Raw genomic sequence first — 19,778 nt, 5'->3', positions numbered from 1 at the left:
CAAAAAGCATCACGCCGGATCTCTCGAACCGGCGTGAGCGTTCTCTGCGGTCTGTGCCAGCGCCTAGCGTGACAGGCGAATGACGCCCGAACCCTTGGAGCTGGAGAGCCTGACGACCTGGCTGCCTCCACTAACGGAAATCACGATCTTTCCGGATGTGTCGAATTCCGGATTGTAGAACGTGCCGCGGAATGTGCCGCCCGAGCCGCGCACGAAACCGGTCTGTGAAACCGTTCCGGACTGCGTGGCACAAGTCGCACTCACGTCGTATGCCGCCTTGCCGCTTGGACTGAACGTTGCGCGGCAGCGCGCCCGCTCAGTCGCGCCGGACGTATAAGTCCACGTGCCCCCACCCTTCCAGGAGCCCGCAAGCCCTGGAGAGTCGGCACGTCCTGGCGCGGCTACGGCGGCGAGACAAAGCGCGCCCAGTCCCAAAGAGAGAAACATGCCCCGTGCGGATTTCTGCATCAGTCTCCCCTTCAAAATGTGCTTCTCACGAAGGAAGCACGATCACGCAAAGATTTGGGTGCGAAATCGATTCGAACAAGAGCGGGAACACCCCTATTGCGCTGTTTTCCGGCCCGCTTTTCAGGCTGACCCGGCCTGACGCCGAAAGTATACGTCGGAAACCCGATCTTCACGACGAAGAGCGCTGCAAATTTATTTTTGTTCCCGCGCGGCCGCCAAGGCGGCAGGCAGAGCGGCGGCGAACAACGCCAGATCCTCGTCGCGGCCGCAGGAAACACGAATGCAGCGGTCGAGCGGCGCAACGGCAGGCTTGCGCACGAAGATGTCTCGCGCGAGCAACTTATCCAGCACGGCACGCGCGAATGCGCCGTCCACGCCGCAATCGATGGTGACGAAATTCGCGCCCGACGGCAACGGAACGAGGCCCTGCGCGCGGGCGATGTCGGAAATCTTGTCGCGAGCCCGCGCAATCCGGCCCACCGCATCAGCGAGGTAGGCCTGATCGATCAACGCTTCCAGTGCACCGATCTGCCCGACGCGATTGATGCCGTAGTGATTGCGCACCTTCTCGAAGAGGGAGATCAACTCCCGCTCGCCCACCGCATAACCGATCCGCGCCCCGGCAAGCCCATACGCCTTGGAGAACGTCCGCAGCCGCAGCACTTGCGGATTGGCGACATCGATCGGCGGAGCCGCATCCAGCGGCGCCGTATCGCAATAAGCTTCGTCGAGCAGCAGCAGCACGCCATCCGGCAAGGCGTCGATCAGGCGGAGAAGCTCGGAAGCAGGCCACCACGATCCCATCGGATTGTCGGGATTGGAAACGTACACCACCCGCGCGTCATGGCGCTTCACCGCATCCAGCAGCGCGCCGAGATCCTCCCTGTCGTCGCGATAGGGCACCTTGACCAGCGTCGCGCCTTGCGCCGCCACGTGGAAGTTGAACGTAGGATACGCGCCATCCGAAGTGACCACCACTTCGCCGGGCTCCGCAGCGATCTTGACCGCGAGCCCGAGCAGCCCGTCGATCCCTTCGCCGATCACCACGTTGTCCGCCGCCACGCCGTGGTGGCGGGCGAGCGCATGGCGAAGATCGTAGTTCTCGGGATCCGAGTACTTCCAGTTTTCCGCAGCCGCATCCCGCATCGCGCGGATCGCAGCGGGGCTCGGACCGAACAGGCTTTCGTTGGCGCCGAGCCGGGCCGCGAACGGCCTGCCGCGTGCCCGTTCCTGGGCTTCAGGGCCAACGAACGGAACGAGCTTCGGCAAGTCTCGAACAATGCGAGTGATCGGCGGCCGTCCCATGTGCTCCCCGGCGGTCTTCTCAAATGTGCCTTGGCAAGACCGATGCTCCGGCGGCGCCTGAAGCGTGGTCCCTGCTAGATAAGTCCCAGATCCAGTAGCGCGCGGCGCATGTCGGGTGGAAGCGCGGCAAAATCGCCGCCGCTGCCGCCCGCCAGATCCTCCGGCGCGTCCTCTTCCGTCAGATAGCGCCAGCCCTGAAAGGCGCGGCGCGGAACCGGGCGCACCGCCACCAGCTTGCGATCGAGCAGGATGAGACAGCACGGTGTGCCGTCGTCCCTCGTTCCCTCCTCGAAACCGATCAGCTTCTGGCGGGCCTGGATGACACCCTTGATGACCCAGTAGAGCGAGCCGTTGGGAAGCAGCGCCTCCTGCTTCTTGGGCGTCTGGAGCGTGCGGTGATAGATGCGCGGTTTCTCACCGCGCGCCTTCTGCTCCTTCACCCAGCCCTTCTGCCACGCCGCTAGCTCCTCGATCGAGGAGACGCCGACGCAGAGCTTGACGATGTGAAGCGACATGATGAGATCCGGTCATCGCGCGGCCCGGCGGCCGGCACCCGTGTTCTACTCCGAAACGGGCCGTCCGGACGAGGCAATCCACAAGTCACTTGTCGCTGCAGAAGCCCGTGTACTGGCTGAAAACCGGCTGTCCTAGAATGCCGAAGTGACGGGAATGCACGGCCGGATGTTTCCCGGACGCCGCATCCTTGTCGTAGATCGTCGTGAGGTTCATGAAACCCTCGTTCACGATCTCGATGAAATGGTTGGCGTTGATGGCGCGTACCACGCTGAGCTTGCCACCGGTGGACCCGTTTTCCGTCTGCAACGTGGCCTTCTGCTGCTCGAGGTCGATCTCCTCGATGCTGAACGAGAGCGGGCTTGGCGGCTTCGAATGGAAAACGCCCGCGTCGTAGCTCCAGGAAGCGCCCGACGTAAACGAGCAGACGAGATTCTTGGGGACGTCCTCGGCCGCTGCGGCACCCGCGAGAACGCAAAGCCCGGCCGCAGCCGTAAGCCCCCGCACCACACCGAGATCCAAAAACACGAGTTTCGAACACCGCGTCATACTCGCCCCTTCCGTCTGGCCGCCCACCCGAGCGGCCGTCTAACTCGAACCAAGCCAGAGGGTTAGAGCGCTTCCGGACGGCTGTGAAGCGGTTTTCCGCGAACACCCGCGCCAATCGATACCCTAGCCCTTGCCCGCGCCCTGCGCACGGGACATAAGCCTTTGTCATGCCGCTTTTTAGACGATGATCACCTCAGCCTCCGGCATTTGGGGGACTCGCGGGAATCGCCCCGCTGGGAGATAAGGTTCGCCATTGAACCCAGACAGACCGGCTTTCCGCCTCGCATGCTCCTGAGCCTCAAACCGCAACGATGTGTGGCCCTCGCGGCCCTGCTGCTCGGCGCCTGTGCCTCGCAGAGCGAGAGCCTTGCTCCGACCATCACATCCGCGCTGCCGGCCGGCGAGACGGTGAGCAAGCTGCCGCCGCCGGGCGGCTATCAGCTCACGGACGCCGATCTTGAGCTCGACTGCAGGAAGCTCACCGGCCGCATGGCCGTGCGGATCGTGCAGATCCGCGATTTCCAGACGCGCCGTCAGACCACCGCGCTCTCGCGAGGCATTCAGTCGGCGACGACGCCGGTGTTCGGCGGCACATCCGTGGGCGCGGATCCCGACGGCCGCTACGCACGCGACCGCGCACAGCTCGAAGCCTACAATAAGCGGCTCGAGGAAAAGAAATGCCCGAGCTTCGATCTCGAAGCGGAGCTGAATCCGGCCGCCAAGGATCCGCCGCGCACACGTCTCGTAAAGCAGCCCTGATCAGGGACCTGGAAACAGCTCGTCGATCCGGCCGAGCGCCCGATAGGCAAGAAGCCCCAGCCATTCGTTGACCGCGAGATCGAGCCGCATCAGCCCCTGCGGAATCCGCTCGAAGAAGCGCATCAGGTCTTCCGCACCGCGCGTGCGATAGTCGACCGGATAGGCGATCACATCGAACCCGGCTTTGCGGAAGAGCCCCATCGAGCGCGGCATGTGATAGGCGCTCGTCACCAGATACCAGCGCTCGCCGGGCTTGGGCTCGACGAGGTCGCGCGTGAACACCGCATTCTCGTAGGTGTTGCGCGCCCGGCCTTCGAGCACGAGGCGATCCTGCGCGATGCCCCCGTCCATGAGGAACGCGGCCACGGGCTCGGCCGCGCCCGTGTTGCGTGCAAGCAATCCGCCGACTCCGCCCGTGAACACCACCTTGGCTTCCGGATGCCGAAGGCCGAGCCGCAAGGCTTCCGTCACGCGCTCCGCCGCCTCGTTGAGACCGAGACCGCCGCGTCCCGCCGAGACCCATCCATCCTCGAACCCGCCGAGAATGATGATCCCCGCGACCCGGTCGCTTTGCGCCGGACGAGGGACGGAGGCAAAACGCTGCTCGAGCGGAAGAATGAAAAGGTTGCCGACTGGGAAGAGGCCACACACCAGCAAGCCCAGCGCTCCACCCCAGGCAAGGCGGCGCCCGAGACGGCTTCCGTCACGCCGCATCAGCCATAGGCCGGCGAGCACGCAAATCACGAGCACCGACGATGGCTGAGCGAGGAGCGCCAGGATTTTGGAGAGCGTGAAAGGCATCTAGCCCCGGTCGGTCGAAAGCAAGGAGACCGGCAGAGCCGCGCGTCGCGCGGGCTCCGCCGCTTCGGCTCTTACGGACAGGCGATCTTCGCCATGTTCGACTTGTCGGCATAGCCCTCGAGCGAGCCCTTGCGGACCGCGCACCAGAAGCCGCGCGGCGTGCAGAAGAGCTTCCGCTTCTCCAGGATGTCGCCCTTGTGTGCGACGCCGATCACATCCGCCGTGCTGTAAGGGCGGGCGCGAAGGTTGAGGCTCGGCACCGTCACCTTGAAGCAGCCGTACTTGGTGGCGGCCTGCGCTTCGGCCGAGAAGCCGGACAGCGCCACAAGCCCGGCCAGCGCGAGCATGAGAGGAGATTTCGATGTCATGGGGTTTCCTTCCTTGAAAATACGCGGCGCGCGCGCCCAGCACGACGCGCCTGATACACCGGGCTTGATGAACCGGATTTGAACCAGATCTGAACGGGGCGCTGGTAATGCCGATTACGGATAAAAGTATGGCCTAAACGACGGAGCCGGACATTTGCCTGGCCCTGCGCATGAGATTAACCCTATCTCCCGTGGCAGACACCTCACGATACCGCCCGAGATCAAAAACCCGAGATCGAAACACATGTCCGGAACGGAAAGCAGAGCCGCAACGCCGCCTTCGACCATCCCCTGGCCCCCGATCCTGCTCGTCGCGACGGTTGCCGCCGCGATCGCGCTTGGACACATGCTCCCCCTCGATTGGCCGGGAGAGGACGATACGATGGGCCACATCGTCGGGCGCGGCCTGGGCGCGGCCGGTCTCGCTCTGCTCGTCTGGGCAGTCTGGACGCTGCGCCGTCACGGCACCACCGTTCTGCCCGACAAAGCCGCCGACGTACTGGTCACCGATGGACCCTTCCGCTTCCGGCGCAATCCCATCTATGTTGCCGACATCCTGATCCTGTTCGGCATCGCGGAGCTGACACAGAATGTCTGGTTCGTGATCCTGGCGCTGCCCTTCGCTGTCCTTGTAACGTGGCTCGCTATCCTGCCGGAGGAGCGCCATCTGGAGGAGCGCTTCGGAGACGCCTACCGGGACTACAAAGCCCGCACCCGGCGCTGGATCTGACACGTGGGGGACTTCTGGTGAGCACCGACTATGGCGAGAAGGAGCGCCAGTTTCTGGAAACGCTGAAGGCCGACACCGGCCGTGCGCTCGAGGACTGGCTGGCGGCCATCGCAGCCGAAGGCCTGACCCACAGGAACGACATCATCGACTGGCTGCGCCGCCAGGGCTTCATGTTCTCGAAGGCCTCCTGGATCGAGCGCATCCACAACAACGGCGGCCGGCCGATCTACGCCGGGGCGGGAAGCCCCCGGCCCGCGACCGCACGGCGCACACCTGCTCCACCCCGCCAGCGCCCCGCAGCCCCGCCCGAAGCACCGCGCGAGACGCAGAACCCGGCGCCGGCCACTGCACCGTCATCACCCCCGCCGCCAGCGGCACCCCTCGCCGTTGCACCCCTCCCCGTTGCCGTGAGCGCCCCTGCCGCGACGGTACCGCTCACGCCCGCCCCGGCGCCGGACCCGGTCACGCTGGAGGCCCTGCTGGCCCGCGCGAAGGCCTTCCGCCCCCTGGCGAACTACGTGATCGCCGAGGTCGGCAAGGCCGTGCCCGGCACCGTCACCACGCCCTTCGACAGTCACCTGACCTTCCACCTCGGCGGCACCACTTTCGGCGTCCTGACGATCACCGCGAAGGAGCTGCGCCTCGGCCTTGCGCTGAAGGAGCGGCCGCAGGATGCGCCCCTCGAAGCGTCGAAGCTCGCCCTGCGCGGTGCTCCTGCCATGAGCCACATGGCCGTGCTCACCGATGCGCGCCAGATCACCCCTGCCCTGCTGGCAGCCGTCACGCACGCAGCCAAAGGCGGCTAGCTCTGCCGGACCAAGGCGGGCGGCAGGCGCAGGCTGTCCACGGGACGCCTGTCGCAAATCATCGATTTGCCTGAATTCCGGTGCTGCATGGCGGCCCTGAGGAGGCAGATTTGGCACCCCACTCGAACTCGTCGCTACGCATTGTTGGCCGGATGACCGCAGTCGCCGGAGCAGCCCTCGCGGCCGTGATCGCAAACGGCCTTGCGCCTCCTGCCCTGGCTCAGTCCGCGCGCGCCAAGGACAGCATCGCCGAGATCCTCAACTCCACGCAGGCGGCTGGAAACCCGAAAGCGGCGCCCGCGCCCACCGGCACTGCCGCAGACACACCCGCCGCTCCCCGCGATCCGCGCGAAGGCGATCCCGCCTACGAGCAGGCGCGCCTTCTGATGAACGCCATCGACGGACTCCTGAAGGACGTGGCCGAGCAGCGCTCGGAAGCCAAGAAGCTCCCCGGCAAGGACGAGTTTCTGGTTACCCCGCTCTGGACCGAGACCAGAGAGGATCGCGAAGCCCGCATCCGCCAGCTTCTCGACGCCGCGCTCGGCATCGTGACCGATGCTCCCGTTGTGGAGGTGCAGAAGAAGATCGAGGGCTACCGCCGCAACATCCGCGATCTCGAAACCAACATCGTCACCCTGAAGGAAAAGCAACTCACCGCGCCGAAGGACGCCATGCTGCCCGGCGTGTTGAACGACACCGTCGACAGCCTCGGCACCAAGATCGCGGAGCACAAGACGCGCATCAAGGAGAACGAAGCTTCCATCGCCGCGGCCAAGGGGGAGATCAAGGACGCACTCACCAAATCGGGCGTGGATCTTGCGCCCGACCAGCTCGATCTGCTGCTCGACGGCGTGCTCTCGGGCGATCTCGTCCGCCTCGTCGCGACCTTCCACGCCGCCAAGATCATCGACGGCCAGCTCGCCAAGTTGATGACGGCAACCGCCGAGAACCCCGGCGCGGCACGCAAGTACTTCGCCATGCATGCGGCCCTCTTCGCGCTGCTCGTTCACGCCCAGGACGCGACCATCGCCAAGATCGACACACAGTACATGCCCAAGCTCGATGCCATCCTGAAGGATCTGGCGGAGGCGAAGCGCAAGACACAGGAGCTGATGCGCGCCGAGAACCGCCCCGATCAGAAGCGCGCTCTCGACGCCAACCGCGAAAGCCAGAAGATCGCGGAGGAAGCCGCCAAAGGCTATCGCCGTTACCTCGCCCAGCAGCGCGAGCAGATCGCGGCCGCCCGCACCCGCGCCACGCACGATCTGCGCATCGCCGACAACACCTTCGATACCGTCGAGGCCAGCCTCGAGCTGCGCAACCTGATGCGCGACAGCTCCACCTCGTTCGAAGCCATCCAGAAGCTCGAGGCACCGACTTTCGAGCAGATCTTCAAGAATGAGGAGCTGCGGCGCGAGTTTGAGAACCTCACCCGCAAGCTGGATGCACCCACGAGCTGACGCGGTGGAAACCGGGGCAATGCCCGCTTCTCATATTCCTATTGCAGTTCTGATGCGGAGCTTATCGGCTTTTCGTCGTTCGACTTGTCACCCCGTCACATTACGTTCGCAAACCTACTGACCTGGAGCCACCCCTTTGGCTATCGCCACCGCACGTGTCCCCCGCGACATCTCAAGAGAGACGCAGGCCCGTGGATCTCGCGCCATGAGGCCGATCTCGGCCGCCGCATCCGTCGATCTGCGCGGCGTCCAAGTTGTCCTGACCGACATGGACGACACGCTGACCTTCGATGGAAAGCTGTCCGCCGAGACCTATGACGCGCTGGAGCGCCTGGAAGCTGCCGGCGTGCGCGTCATCCCCGTCACGGCGGCCCCCGCGGGGTGGTGCGACCAGATGGTGCGCATGTGGCCGGTCACGGCCGTCATCGGCGAGAACGGCGGCTTCTGCTTCAGCCGCGAGGGCACGAGCGTGACGCGCCGCTTCTGGAGCACGCCCGACATGCTCGAAGCGGCCCAGTCCCGCCTCGCGGACATGGCGCGCACGATCATGAAAAAGCACCCCGAATTGACCCTGTCGGATGATCAGCCTTTCCGCCGCACGAGCCTCGCCCTGGCAAGGCCGGACGATCGCGCGACGGCGCGCGCCGTGCTCCGCGAGTTCGAGGCGAGAGGCGCGAGCGCTACCGCGAACTCCTTGTGGGTGATCGCCTGGTTCGGCGGCTACAACAAGGTGACCGCGGTCCGCAAATTCCTGCCCGCCATCACCGGCCTCGACATCGATCTCGATCGCGACCGTCTGTTGTTCGTCGGCGATTCCGCCAATGATGCGCCGATGTTCGCCCATATGCCGAAGTCCGTCGGCGTCAGCACCGTCACCCGCCATCTGGCGGACATTCCTCACCCGCCGACCTGGATCACCAAGGGCGCCGGCGGGGCGGGCTTCGTGGAGGTCGCGGACGCCATTCTCGCCAATCGCCCCGATGCACCGGCCAAAGCGCTCCCGGCCCGCAGCGCGGAAAGCCACTGAGCCACAGACCTGGAGAGCGATGCATCCGCACTATGTCGAGATCGCCACTCATCTGGCCGCCGCCTGGGCCGCAGGCAGCCTGATCGGTCTCGAGCGGAGCTTTCACGGCCGTCCTGCCGGATTTCGCACGCACGCTCTCGTCTGTCTCGCTGCCGCTCTCCTCATGGTCGTCACCGCCTACCAGTGGGATTGGCTGGGCGCCGTTCCCATGGAAACAGTGCGCACCGACCCCACGCGCATCGCGCAAGGCATCATGACCGGCATCGGCTTTCTCGGCGCCGGCGTGATTTTCAAGGACGGGCTTACCGTTCGCGGCCTCACGACCGCGGCATCGATCTGGATCACGTCGGCGATCGGTATCCTCTACGGCGTGGGTTTTTTCTTCCCGGCGACGCTCGCGACGCTCGCCACCCTGGGGACGCTCGCCATCTTCCGCCGCATCGAGGCCTGGATCCCGAGCCACACCTTCGGCCAGCTCGTGCTGCGCTTCTCCGAGGACAAAGTGCTGCCGGAGCGCGATGTCCGCACGCTCATCGCAGCGCAAGGCTTCTCGATCGCCAACATGAGCTATCGCCTGGACCGGGCGGGCGGCTTCTACGAGTACCGGATGATGGTGCGCACAGGGAGCAAGCACGCGATCGAAACGCTCGCGAGCGAATTGCGCACGCGCACGGACCTGCTGGAGTTCCGCATCTCGCCGAGCGGCGACTAGCACGGCACGAAGCCAGGCTCTACGACTTCCCGAACCAGACCCTGAGCAGCGCACGCCAGCGCCGGCCCCACGTCACCTTCTCGTCGGACAGCGCGTCGAGGAAATCCGAAAGGCGGCGGGATTTCACCACCGTGTAGAGTGTAAGAGCGGCAGTGGGAACGAACACCGCGAGGAACGCCGCCACCCGCCACCACGCCGGCTCCTGCGTCCAATCGAACAGGTTCATGCCGATGAAGCCCGTCGTCACCGTTCCGACGAGACCGAAGGTCGTGACCACCGTCAGGCGCACCACGGTCTCGTTCTGCTTCCGCATCGCCTCGACGTCGAGGAAGCTGCCCATGTCCTGCAACTCCTCACGCACCTCGCAATAGAGGCTGTCGAGCTTGAGATGGCGGCGCGTCATGTCGAACAGCTCGTGCACCTGCGCCTGATGCGAGATGCTGCTGAACCAGTAGCGATGCGCGAACCGCAGGAAGTTCTCGTGCGTGTTGCGCACGTCCCCTCGAAAAATGCGGTTGGCCTTCGCGTTCGCGATCTCGAGCCTGCTCACCGCCGCAACCATGCGGTCGGAAAACATGTGCAACGACGCTTTCTGAAAATGCGCGATCAGGAACATCAGAAAATGCTGATGACGGAAACGGCAAAGAATGCCGCCCTCCTGGCTGGTGTAGAACACATCGTCCGCGTCCCCCGTCACGACGAGCGTATCTCCCGAGGCATGGAACCTAACGCTGGCGGCCTTCTGTCCTCCCCCTGACGTGAAGTTGCGGTCGTAGCAGAAGCGCGTCTCGAAATCCGCGAGGTAGCTCTCCGAGTAGGGAAGCGACCCGCCGTCGCCCGCTTCATTGCCAAGCGCGAGCCGGATCGAATCCGACCGCGAGATCGTCTCGGCGCGATCGAGCGCAAGGTAGGCCATGTAGGGCATGCGGTAGTATTCGAGCTGCCGGTAGCGCACGGGCCCCTTCTTGTCGCCATGGTGAAGCACCATCGGAGACATGAGAAACTCCCAATGGGCAGCCGTCGTCGGCGCCCTGTGCTTGCAGACGAAAGACAGGAACTTCTCGCGGTTCTCGTAGTCCGACGTGGCCAGAACCTCGTCCCCGGCGCCCAGCCACTCCACTTTCCATGGGCAGTGTCCGCCGCGCCCGCTCCCCTCCCAATAGGCTGGATAAGCCCGGCCGAAGCGGAACATCAGCGTTTGCGCCGTATCGAACGCGATGTCGTCGACGTAGACTTCGAGGGCGAGGAGCGTGATGTCGATGTCGAAGAAGAAATAGAGGTCCACGTGAGCCACGTGGAGCGTGATCGGCTCGTCGTCGCGGTCGAGCGTCACCCGCACGCGCTTGATGTCCGAACGGCGCATGACACGGATCGGGCTCTCGCCGTAGACCTTGCTGACGGAGCGGCCGAGCCCTTGTCCGTAGAGAAACCTCTGCACAGGCGGCAGGAAGGTCACGAACTCATTGTAGTGGCGTGTCTGGAACTCGGCCGGATCACCGAACTCGTCGTCGAGCTCCCGCCAGGGGTTGTCCGCGCTCGGCGTCGCCAGGGCCTCCCAGTGGTCATCGATCGGCGCGTCTTCCTCGAGAGGCAGAAGATAAACGGGCCACAGGAGAATTTGGCGCAAATGCTTGACGCGCTTCTCTGGGATCGGGGCCATAAGCGTGATCTCGCGGTTCTGAAGGCCAGTCGGCTCCTTGATAACCACGCATCGCCGGGCGCCCGCAAGCAGCAAACTGCGGCGTTCCCGTCATCAGGCTGTCATAGAGAATCGGTCGCTAGAGCAGGATCAGGGAGGCGAGCCCGAGAAACGCGAAGAAGCCGACGCAGTCGGTAACCATGGTCACGAAAACACCCGATGCGGGCGCCGGATCGAGCTTCAGCCGGTCGAGCGCGAGAGGAATGAGAATGCCGGCCAGCGCAGCAGCCAGCAGGTTCACCACCATCGCCATGCCGATCACCGCGCCGAGACGGCCCGAGCCGAACCACAGGAACACGATGGTGGCCATGATGACCGAAAGAATGAGGCCGTTGAGAAGGCCGACAAGTGTCTCGCGCGAGATGATCCGCTGCGAGTTGGCGGCGCCGAGCTTGTTGGTTGCGAGCGCGCGCACGGTCACCGTCATGGTCTGCGTACCGGCATTGCCGCCCATGGAAGCGACGATCGGCATCAGCACGGCGAGCGCCACCATCTGCTCGATCGTGGCATCGAACGCCTTGATCACGAAGGACGCCAGAACCGCCGTTCCGAGATTGATGATGAGCCAGGGCACGCGGCTGCGGGCCGTTTGAACCACGCTGTCGGTCAGGCTTTCGTCACCGACGCCGCCCAACGCCTTCATGTCCTCGTCAGCCTCGTCCTGCAGCACTTCCACCACGTCGTCGACCGTGATGACGCCCACGAGCTTGTTGTTCTGATCGACGACAGGCGCCGAGATCAGGCCATAGCGCTCGAACTGGCGCGCCACCTCCTCCTGGTCGGACGTGTCGAGCACCACGTTGAGATCGGTCTCCATGATCTCGGACACCGGAACGTCGCGCTTGGTGCGCAACAGCCGCGACAGGTCCACGCTGCCGAGCACGCGAAAGGCGGGATCGACGACGAAGATCTCGGAGAAAGTGTCAGGAAGATCGTCGGTCTCGCGGGCGTGCTCGATGACCTGCTCGGTGGTCCAGTAGGGCGCCACCGCCACGAAGTCGCTCTGCATCAGGCGGCCGGCGGATTCTTCCGGGTATTCGAGCTGCCGCTCGAGCGCCAGACGATCACCCTTCGGCACCTGTGCCAGAATCTCGTCGCGATCCGCCTGCTCGAGGTTCTCGATCAGGTAGGCGGCGTCGTCGGTGTCGAGCTCGGTGACGGCCTTGGCCAGAAGCTCGTTAGGCAGCGCTTCCGAAAGCTGGTCGCGGACCGTCTCGTCGATCTCCGAGAGCACCTCGTAATCGAACGCGGGCCCCAGCGCCTGAATGAGCGCGATGCGGTGCTCGGGGGACAAGAGCTCGATGACGTCGGCGAGATCGCGGGGACGAAGGCCCACCACCAGTTGGGCGGCGCGTTGGGTGTCGCCATCGTGCAACGCGAGGGCAACATCGCGCACGAGGTCTGCCACACTGATCGCATCGACCTCAGGGGCCGCCTGCTCGTCCAAGCCCGACATCAAAGCTCCAAGAAGCCGTGGATTAAGGTGTAAAAAACCTCGGCCTCCGGCACCGGGATGCGCACCCCGGCGATAAAAAAAGCCTTGAGGCCTCTATATGAGGACAAGCCCCTAGCATAGCCGTCACATCGGCGACACTCCGAAGCGCCAAAAAAATGCCGCGCCTGAAGCGGGTTGCAAATTAGCTACAAATTCCCGTACGAACCGTGGTTCAATACGGCTTAATTGCTTCGGGCTCCCATCGGGATTGAGACCGGGCGCAAAGGAGACGAAGGATGAGCGCCAGTCGGTGCACATGGCTGGCAGTGGGGTTTGCGACCGCGCTCGTCGGCGCAGCATGCGGCCTCGCGACGGCACGGGCCGAGACTCCACAGCCTTTGGGACCGCCGCCGGGCACGTCCTCCGCCATTCGCTCGCCCCACGACCAGACCCCGCCCGTCAATCCGGGAGCCGGATCCAATCCGACCATCTCACCGGGCACCTACTTCGCGCCCGATTGCGCCAATCGGCCCGACCTGCTCGGCATCTCGCGCGTGGTCGAGATCGACACCACCTCCGGCCCCCGTTTCGGCGACCAGTATCACAAGGACGAAACCAAGTTTCTCGAGAACGGCGAGGTCGTGCTCACGTTCGACGACGGCCCCATGCGCCGCTACACCATCCCCATCCTCGACGCGCTCGACGAGCAGTGCGTGAAAGCCACGTTCTTCTCCGTCGGCCGCATGGCGATTTCCGACCCCGCGACGCTGCAGGAGGTTGCGCGCCGCGGCCACACCATCGGCACCCACACCTGGTCTCATAAGAAGCTTTCGGCGCTCGGCGCAGATGCCATGAAGCGCGAGGTCGAGCTTGGCCTCTCAGCCGTCGCCGCAGCGGCCGGAACGCCCATCGCTCCGTTTTTCCGCTTCCCCTATCTGGCTCACGGCAAGGCGTCGCTCGCCTATCTTCAGAACCGCGGCCTCGGCGTATTCGGCATCCATGTCGATTCCGCTGACTTCCGCACGAAGAGCCCCGGCGTGGTGTTGCGCAACGTGCTGACCCAGCTCGATCGCGAGAAGAAGGGCATCCTCCTCTTCCACGACATCCAGCCCTCTACGGCGGGCGCGCTGGCGAGCCTGCTCGCCGAACTGAAGACGCGCGGCTACAAGGTCGTGCACATGGTGCCGAAAAACGCACCGGTCACTTTGCCCGAATACGATGCCATCGCCGAGAAGGCGCTGCGGGCCAAATCGGTTGCAGCCGCCAATTCCGCGATGGCCAAGCGCTCCGTCACCTGGCCGGTCTCCGGCGAGGAGCCCGCCGCTGCCGCCGCGGCGCCTCCCGCGCCTCCCAAGGCGACACAGCCGGCCCCCAAGCAGAGCACGGCTGCAAAGCCCACCAAGCCGTTCGATTGGGCCAACCCCTCCAACGATCCCTGGCAACTCAAGACCCTCGGACACGACTGACCGGGACTCAAAAGCCGCTGTTTGCCTGAAAAATCGGCGTTTTGCCTGGCAGGTGCTTGTTCAAGCTTGGAAAATCACCGAAAGTCCGCGCGGATTACATCGAAGCGGATGACGGGAGCGATTGGCCATGCGCCTGCGGATCAGAGCGACGGCATTGGCCGTATGCACGCTTGCAGTTGGCGTGTCTCCCTCTCTCGCGTCGGACTGCAACGACCCCGCGAAAGCGCTCGGCGTCTCCCGCGTGATCGAGATCGACACCAAGGGCGGCCCGATCTTCGGCTCGATCACCCAGCGCGACAAGGAGCAGAGCTTCCTCGGCCCGAACGAGGTGGTGCTGACCTTCGACGACGGGCCCGTGCCGTGGGTCACGACGCCCATCCTCGACACACTGGATGCCTTCTGCACCAAGGCCACGTTCTTCTCAGTGGGCGAGATGGCGCTCTCCTATCCCGCCTCCACCAAGGACGTGCTGGCGCGCGGCCACACCGTCGGCACCCACACCTGGACACACCCGAACAACCTGAAGCGGCTTTCGATCGAGAAGGCGAAGGATCAGATCGAGCGCGGCTTCGCGGCTGTCTCGCTCGCCGCCGCCACCGGCATCGCGCCGTTCTTCCGCTTCCCGGGCCTCAACGACAGCGACGAGCTTCTCGCCTATCTTCAGTCCCGCAACATCGCGAGCTTCACCGTCGACGTCATCTCGAACGACAGCTTCATCGGCAGCCCCCAGCGCATCGCCGACCGCACGCTGAAACTGGTCGAAGCGCGTCACGGCGGCATCCTTCTGTTTCACGATCTCAAGAAGCCCACGGCCAAGGCGCTGCCCGCAATCCTGGCAGGACTCAAGGCGAAGGGCTTCAAGGTCGTTCACCTGAAGGCTAAGAGCGACGTCGTCCCGCTGGCCACGATCGAGACGGAATTGCAGCCGATCCTGGCCAAGGCGCCGTACAAGGCGCTGGTTCCCTTCTACGGGCCCATTCCGGCGCCCAAGACCGCTGACGGGCTCGATCCGGCCGTGTCCGAGTTGGCCCCTCCCGCCAAGGTCAGGGTCACGGAGGTGCCGGCGGCCGACAAGCAGGCGGCGTCCTCCGCGCAGCCCCTGCGCCGCGCAAGCACACCGGCCAAGACCCGCCGCCACAAGCGCCAGAAACAGGCCTCTCCCGCCGCCTAAGGTTGCCGCAGCAAACCGGTCATTATCCGGCGCGAGAGCTGTAGCCCCTGCCATATTTCAAGCGTAAGCTCACCCCGGTGCGCACCATCCCCGGCGCAGCAGACGAATTTCGACGGCTTTTGACGGGCTGCCACGTTTACCGTGTCGAGGGGAGCGCAGACATCTGCTTGCCGCCCAATGTCCGGACCGCAACCGGGCCACAGAGCCCGAGGCGCAAAAGACACCGCTATCCGGTTCACGTCGCTGCCACCCGCAGAAGGTGCATGAATGTTGAAAGTCTGGTTCGCCTGCGCCGTGCTGTTGCTGTCGGCCGGCGCCGCGTTCTACGCGACGGAAGGGAAGCTCTGGGGGCTGCCACAGCACCTCGGCATCGATCCGTCCGCCCTGCTGAAGACTGCGCCTCCCGAGAAGGCAGCCGAACCGAAAAACAAGAAGGGTGAAGGCGCCGAGAGATCGGCAGGACGGCAAGGCGTGGCGGTTGAAGCCACGACTGCGGTCTCCACCAGCTCCACCGAGGACCTGCGCGCCATCGGCACGCTCCAGTCCGACGAGTCCGTTCAGATCAGCTCCGAGATCACCGGGCGCATCACCGAGATCCCGCTCGGCGAAGGCTCTCACGTTAACGCCGGAGACGTCATGGTGCGCCTCGACGATGCCCTCGCCGTTGCCGAGCTGGACGACGCCCAGGCCCGCTACAATCTCGCGCAAGGCAACCTCGGCCGCGCCAACTCGCTCGCCAAGTCCGGCAACGTGACGGAACGCGCCCGCGACGAAGCCTCCACCAATGCCGAGACCGCACGCGCCGCGCTCGAGCTCGCCAAGGTCCGCCTCGCCAAGCACACCATTCGCGCGCCCTTCAGTGGCGTCGCCGGCATCCGCAAGGTCTCGCCCGGCGCCTACATCGCGGCAGGTGCCCCGATCGTCAATCTCGAGAAGATCGACACCCTCAAAATCGACTTCAAGCTTCCCGAGCTCTACCTCTCGCAGGTCAAGACCGGGCAGACCATCGAGATCAGCGTCGACGCCCTCCCCGGCCGCACCTTCACGGGCACCATCTACGCCATCGACCCGCACCTCGACGTCAACGGCCGCGCCCTCAACATCCGCGCTCGTCTCGAGAACCCCGAGCTGATCCTTCGTCCGGGCCTGTTTGCCCGCGTGCGCGTCAAGGGACAGGTGAAGCGCAATGTGCTCGTCGTGCCCGAGAGCGCCATCGTTCCGCGCGGCGAGGAGAAGATCGTCTTCCGCGTCGAGAACGGACAGGCCCTGGAGGCCAAAGTGACGCTCGGTAGCCGCAACAACGGACTTGTCGAGATCCTCGAAGGGCTCGCCGTCGACGCCACCGTCGTCACCGCAGGCCAGCAGAAGCTCAAGGACGGCAGCCAGGTTGAGATCGTGACAGGCAGCCAGCCCACCGCGCGGGGCACCTGATGAACCTGTTCGAGCTGTGCATCCGCCGTCCGGTCTTCGCGACGGTCCTGAGCCTCGTCATCGTCCTGCTCGGCATGGTCTCCTACACGCGCCTCACCGTGCGCGAGTATCCAAACGTGGACGAGCCGGTCGTCTCCGTCACCACGCGCTATCCGGGCGCCTCGGCGAAGATCATCGAGACGCAGATCACGCAGGTTCTGGAAGGCTCCATCGCCGGCATCTCCGGTATCGACGTGCTCGATTCATCGAGCCGCTCCGAGCAGAGCCGCATCAGCGTGCGCTTCCGCCCCGAGGTCGATCAGGACGTTGCCGCAAGCGACGTGCGCGACCGCGTCTCCCGCGTGCGCGGCCGCCTCCCCGACGAGATCGACGAGCCGGTGATCGCCAAGGTCGAGGCGGACGCCCAGCCCATCATGCTGCTCGTCTTCACGAGCCCCACGCTGTCGCCGCTGGAGATCACAGACTACATCGACCGCTTCATCGTCGACCAGTTGAAGAACCTCAACGGCGTGGCGGATGTGACGATCTACGGTGAGCGCCGCTATGCCATGCGCATCTGGATCGACCGCGAGCGGCTCGCCGCATTCTCGCTCACCGTCCAGGACATCGAGAACGCACTGCGCACCCAGAACGTGGAGCTGCCGTCGGGCCGCATCGAAAGCGCCAACCGCGAGTTCAGCGTGCTGTCCCGCACGGGCCTCGTCACGCCCGAAGAGTTCCGCAACGTCGTCATCAAGCTTTCCGGCAATCATCAGGTGAAGCTCGGAGAGGTGGCCCGCGTCGAGCTCGGCGCCGCGGATGAGCGGCGCGAAAGCCGCTACGACGGCAAATCCGCCATCGCCGTCGGCGTCATCAAGCAATCGGTAGCGAACCCGCTCGACGTTTCGCGCGAGATCCGCGCACTTCTGCCGAAGATGAACGAGACCATGCCGAACGGCATGAAGGCCGACATCGCCAACGACGACGCCATCTTCATCGAGCGCTCCATCGCCGCCGTCTACCACGCCATCGGCGAAGCCATCCTGCTCGTCGTGCTCGTGATCGTCTTCTTCCTGCGCTCCTTCCGCGCCTCCTTCATCCCCATCGTGACGATCCCGATCTCGCTGATCGCCACCTTCACGCTGATGTTCACCTTCGGCTTCAGCGTGAACACGCTGACGCTGCTCGCCATGGTGCTCGCCATCGGCCTCGTGGTGGACGACGCCATCGTCGTACTGGAGAACATCTACCGCCACATCGAAAACGGCATGAAGCCGGTGCAGGCGGCCATCAAGGGAACCCGCGAGATCGGCTTCGCCGTTATCGCCATGACGCTGACGCTTGCCGCCGTCTATGCGCCCATCGCCTTCGCGCCCGGCAAGACCGGACGCCTGTTCCTCGAATTCGCGCTCACCCTCGCGGGCGCCGTGATCATCTCGGGCTTCGTCGCGCTCACCTTGACGCCGATGATGTGCTCGCGGCTCTTGCGCCACGAGACGAAGCCCGGCCGTATCTTCCTCCTGATCGAGCGTTTTCTCACCGGCCTCGAGAACGGCTACCGGCGCGCGCTCTCGATCGCACTCGCCAACCGGCCCGTCATTCTCCTGCTTGCCACCGTCGTGGCGGGCTCCTGCGTGTATTTCTTCGTGAACCTCAAATCTGAGCTTGCGCCCGTCGAGGATCGCGGCGTCATCCGCGTCCGCGGCACGGGACCCGAAGGAGCCACGCTCGCCTACACGAGCCGCTACAGCGCCGAAGCCGACGCCATGCTGGCCAAGGTGCCGGAGATCAAGTCGCGCCTGCTCATCAACGGCAATCCCGAGGTCTCGGGCTTCCTGATCTTCGCCCCTCTCAAGGATTGGTCGGAGCGCACGCGCACCCAGCAGGAGATCTCGCGCGAGCTGACGCCGCAGGTGCGACGCATCGCCGGAATGCAGGCTTTTGTGCAGAACCCGAACGCCTTCGGCCAGCGCGGCGGCTCCCGCCCCGTCGAGTTCATCATCCAGTCGTCCGGCACTTACGAAGAGTTGCAGGCACTGTCTGAGAAGCTGGTCGCCGCCCTCGCCAACTACAAAGGCCTCGAAAGCCTCGAGACCGACCTCAAGCTCAACACGCCCGAGTTCCGCCTCGAGATCGACCGCGCGAAGGTTTCCGACCTCGGTCTCGACGTGAACATCATCGGCCGCACGCTCGAAACGCTGCTCGGCGGACGCCAGGTGACGCGCTTCGAGATGAATGGCGAGCAATACGACGTGCTGGTCCAGCTCGCCGAGCGCGACCGCTCCACCCCGGCGGCCCTCGACACCATCTTCCTGCGCTCGCCCGCGGGAGAGATGATCCAGCTCTCCAACATCGTCCGCGTGGTTGAAAGCGTTGCGCCGAAGGAGCTGAAGCGCTTCAACCAGCTCCGCTCGGTGACGCTATCGGCGAACATCGGCCCCGGCTATGCGCTCGGCGAGGTGCTCGATCACATCGAGCGCACCGTCGACGAGGTTCTGCCGCAAACCGTGCAGACCGACGTCAACGGCCAGAGCCGCGACTACCGCGCCTCGAGCCAGAGCCTCGCGCTCGTGTTCGTGCTGGCGCTCGCCTTCATCTACCTCGTGCTCGCTGCGCAGTTCGAAAGCTTCCGCGATCCGCTGATCATCCTGCTCACCGTGCCGCTCTCGATCTCGGGTGCGCTCGGCGCGCTGCACTATGCGGGAGGCTCGCTCAACGTCTATTCGCAGATCGGTCTCATCACGCTCGTGGGCCTCATCACCAAGCACGGCATCCTGATCGTCGAGTTCTCCAATCACCTGGAGCAGGAGGGCCGCCGCCGCATGGACGCCATCACGGAAGCCGCGAGCCTGCGCCTCCGGCCGATCCTGATGACCACCGGCGCCATGGTGCTGGGCGCGGTCCCCCTTGCCCTCGCGGAAGGGGCCGGCGCAGAAAGCCGCCAGCAGATCGGATGGGTCATCGTCGGCGGCATGAGCCTCGGCACGCTGCTGACGCTGTTCGTCGTCCCGACGGTGCTGAGCTACATCGGCGCATCGCACCGCGCGGAGGAGCCCGAAGGCACCCCCCTCGCAACGCCCGCGGAATGAGCTTCCGGCT

At 65.0% G+C, this 19,778-nt stretch carries 18 protein-coding genes; 10 read left to right on the top strand and 8 right to left on the bottom strand.

The window, feature by feature from the left end; translation table 11 throughout:
* Positions 1-63: 63 nt before the first annotated feature.
* From PE058_RS10260 to PE058_RS10245, 4 genes are all read right to left on the bottom strand, one after another.
* On the bottom strand, positions 64-468 hold the full coding sequence (locus PE058_RS10260) for a hypothetical protein (RefSeq protein ID WP_020087199.1): 405 nt from the start codon (positions 466-468) through the stop codon (positions 64-66).
* Positions 469-660: 192 nt separating this feature from the next.
* A complete protein-coding gene (locus PE058_RS10255; protein ID WP_020087198.1) occupies positions 661-1,773 on the bottom strand; it encodes a pyridoxal phosphate-dependent aminotransferase in 1,113 nt (370 codons plus the stop codon).
* A gap of 74 nt (positions 1,774-1,847) precedes the next feature.
* On the bottom strand, positions 1,848-2,288 hold the full coding sequence (locus tag PE058_RS10250; protein WP_020087197.1) for a DUF1489 family protein: 441 nt from the start codon (positions 2,286-2,288) through the stop codon (positions 1,848-1,850).
* An 85-nt stretch (positions 2,289-2,373) separates the two neighbouring features.
* Entirely contained in the window at positions 2,374-2,835 is a 462-nt protein-coding gene (locus PE058_RS10245) for a hypothetical protein (RefSeq protein ID WP_271030535.1), read from the bottom strand.
* A 315-nt stretch (positions 2,836-3,150) separates the two neighbouring features.
* On the opposite strand from PE058_RS10245, the gene PE058_RS10240 reads away from it, so the two are divergent.
* The gene (locus PE058_RS10240; RefSeq protein WP_271030534.1) at positions 3,151-3,594 is read left to right on the top strand and encodes a hypothetical protein; all 444 of its coding nucleotides are present in this window, start codon (positions 3,151-3,153) and stop codon (positions 3,592-3,594) included.
* Here the strand turns inward: PE058_RS10240 and PE058_RS10235 are convergent, their stop codons facing one another.
* On the bottom strand, positions 3,595-4,395 hold the full coding sequence (locus tag PE058_RS10235; RefSeq protein ID WP_271030533.1) for a YdcF family protein: 801 nt from the start codon (positions 4,393-4,395) through the stop codon (positions 3,595-3,597). It abuts the gene before it with no gap.
* Between the two features lie 71 nt (positions 4,396-4,466).
* Positions 4,467-4,763 carry an SH3 domain-containing protein gene (locus tag PE058_RS10230; protein WP_020087193.1) on the bottom strand — a complete coding sequence of 99 codons (297 nt, stop codon included), beginning with the start codon at positions 4,761-4,763 and terminating at the stop codon, positions 4,467-4,469.
* Positions 4,764-5,007: 244 nt separating this feature from the next.
* On the opposite strand from PE058_RS10230, the gene PE058_RS10225 reads away from it, so the two are divergent.
* The 5 genes from PE058_RS10225 to PE058_RS10205 all read left to right on the top strand — a co-directional run bounded on the left by PE058_RS10225 (position 5,008) and on the right by PE058_RS10205 (position 9,498).
* Positions 5,008-5,493 carry a methyltransferase family protein gene (locus PE058_RS10225; protein ID WP_020087192.1) on the top strand — a complete coding sequence of 162 codons (486 nt, stop codon included), beginning with the start codon at positions 5,008-5,010 and terminating at the stop codon, positions 5,491-5,493.
* Positions 5,494-5,510: 17 nt separating this feature from the next.
* Positions 5,511-6,299, top strand: a complete 789-nt coding sequence (locus PE058_RS10220; protein WP_271030532.1) for a hypothetical protein — start codon at positions 5,511-5,513, stop codon at positions 6,297-6,299.
* 110 nt (positions 6,300-6,409) lie between these two features.
* Positions 6,410-7,759 (top strand): hypothetical protein, encoded by a 1,350-nt coding sequence (locus tag PE058_RS10215; protein WP_245257702.1) that lies wholly within the window; start codon positions 6,410-6,412, stop codon positions 7,757-7,759.
* A 205-nt stretch (positions 7,760-7,964) separates the two neighbouring features.
* A complete protein-coding gene (locus PE058_RS10210) occupies positions 7,965-8,786 on the top strand; it encodes an HAD-IIB family hydrolase (protein WP_020087189.1) in 822 nt (273 codons plus the stop codon).
* 19 nt (positions 8,787-8,805) lie between these two features.
* Positions 8,806-9,498 (top strand): MgtC/SapB family protein, encoded by a 693-nt coding sequence (locus PE058_RS10205; protein ID WP_271030531.1) that lies wholly within the window; start codon positions 8,806-8,808, stop codon positions 9,496-9,498.
* 19 nt (positions 9,499-9,517) lie between these two features.
* Here the strand turns inward: PE058_RS10205 and PE058_RS10200 are convergent, their stop codons facing one another.
* Together PE058_RS10200 and mgtE are read right to left on the bottom strand one after the other, a co-directional pair.
* A complete protein-coding gene (locus tag PE058_RS10200; protein WP_040498760.1) occupies positions 9,518-11,158 on the bottom strand; it encodes a hypothetical protein in 1,641 nt (546 codons plus the stop codon).
* 118 nt (positions 11,159-11,276) lie between these two features.
* On the bottom strand, positions 11,277-12,653 hold the full coding sequence (gene mgtE / locus PE058_RS10195) for a magnesium transporter (RefSeq protein WP_020087186.1): 1,377 nt from the start codon (positions 12,651-12,653) through the stop codon (positions 11,277-11,279).
* A 275-nt stretch (positions 12,654-12,928) separates the two neighbouring features.
* On the opposite strand from mgtE, the gene PE058_RS10190 reads away from it, so the two are divergent.
* From PE058_RS10190 to PE058_RS10175, 4 genes are all read left to right on the top strand, one after another.
* The gene (locus tag PE058_RS10190) at positions 12,929-14,098 is read left to right on the top strand and encodes a polysaccharide deacetylase family protein (protein WP_271030530.1); all 1,170 of its coding nucleotides are present in this window, start codon (positions 12,929-12,931) and stop codon (positions 14,096-14,098) included.
* Positions 14,099-14,225: 127 nt separating this feature from the next.
* Entirely contained in the window at positions 14,226-15,269 is a 1,044-nt protein-coding gene (locus PE058_RS10185; protein WP_020087184.1) for a polysaccharide deacetylase family protein, read from the top strand.
* 267 nt (positions 15,270-15,536) lie between these two features.
* A complete protein-coding gene (locus PE058_RS10180; RefSeq protein ID WP_020087183.1) occupies positions 15,537-16,700 on the top strand; it encodes an efflux RND transporter periplasmic adaptor subunit in 1,164 nt (387 codons plus the stop codon).
* Positions 16,700-19,768, top strand: a complete 3,069-nt coding sequence (locus PE058_RS10175) for an efflux RND transporter permease subunit (protein WP_020087182.1) — start codon at positions 16,700-16,702, stop codon at positions 19,766-19,768. The genes PE058_RS10180 and PE058_RS10175 overlap by 1 nt, the downstream gene beginning before the upstream one ends.
* Positions 19,769-19,778: the final 10 nt, after the last annotated feature.

The sequence above is a fragment of the Hyphomicrobium sp. DMF-1 genome, from assembly GCF_027886585.1.
Classification (GTDB): domain Bacteria; phylum Pseudomonadota; class Alphaproteobacteria; order Rhizobiales; family Hyphomicrobiaceae; genus Hyphomicrobium_C; species Hyphomicrobium_C zavarzinii.
Note: the sequence above shows the minus strand (reverse complement) of the source record. Positions and strands in the feature narration are given on the sequence as shown.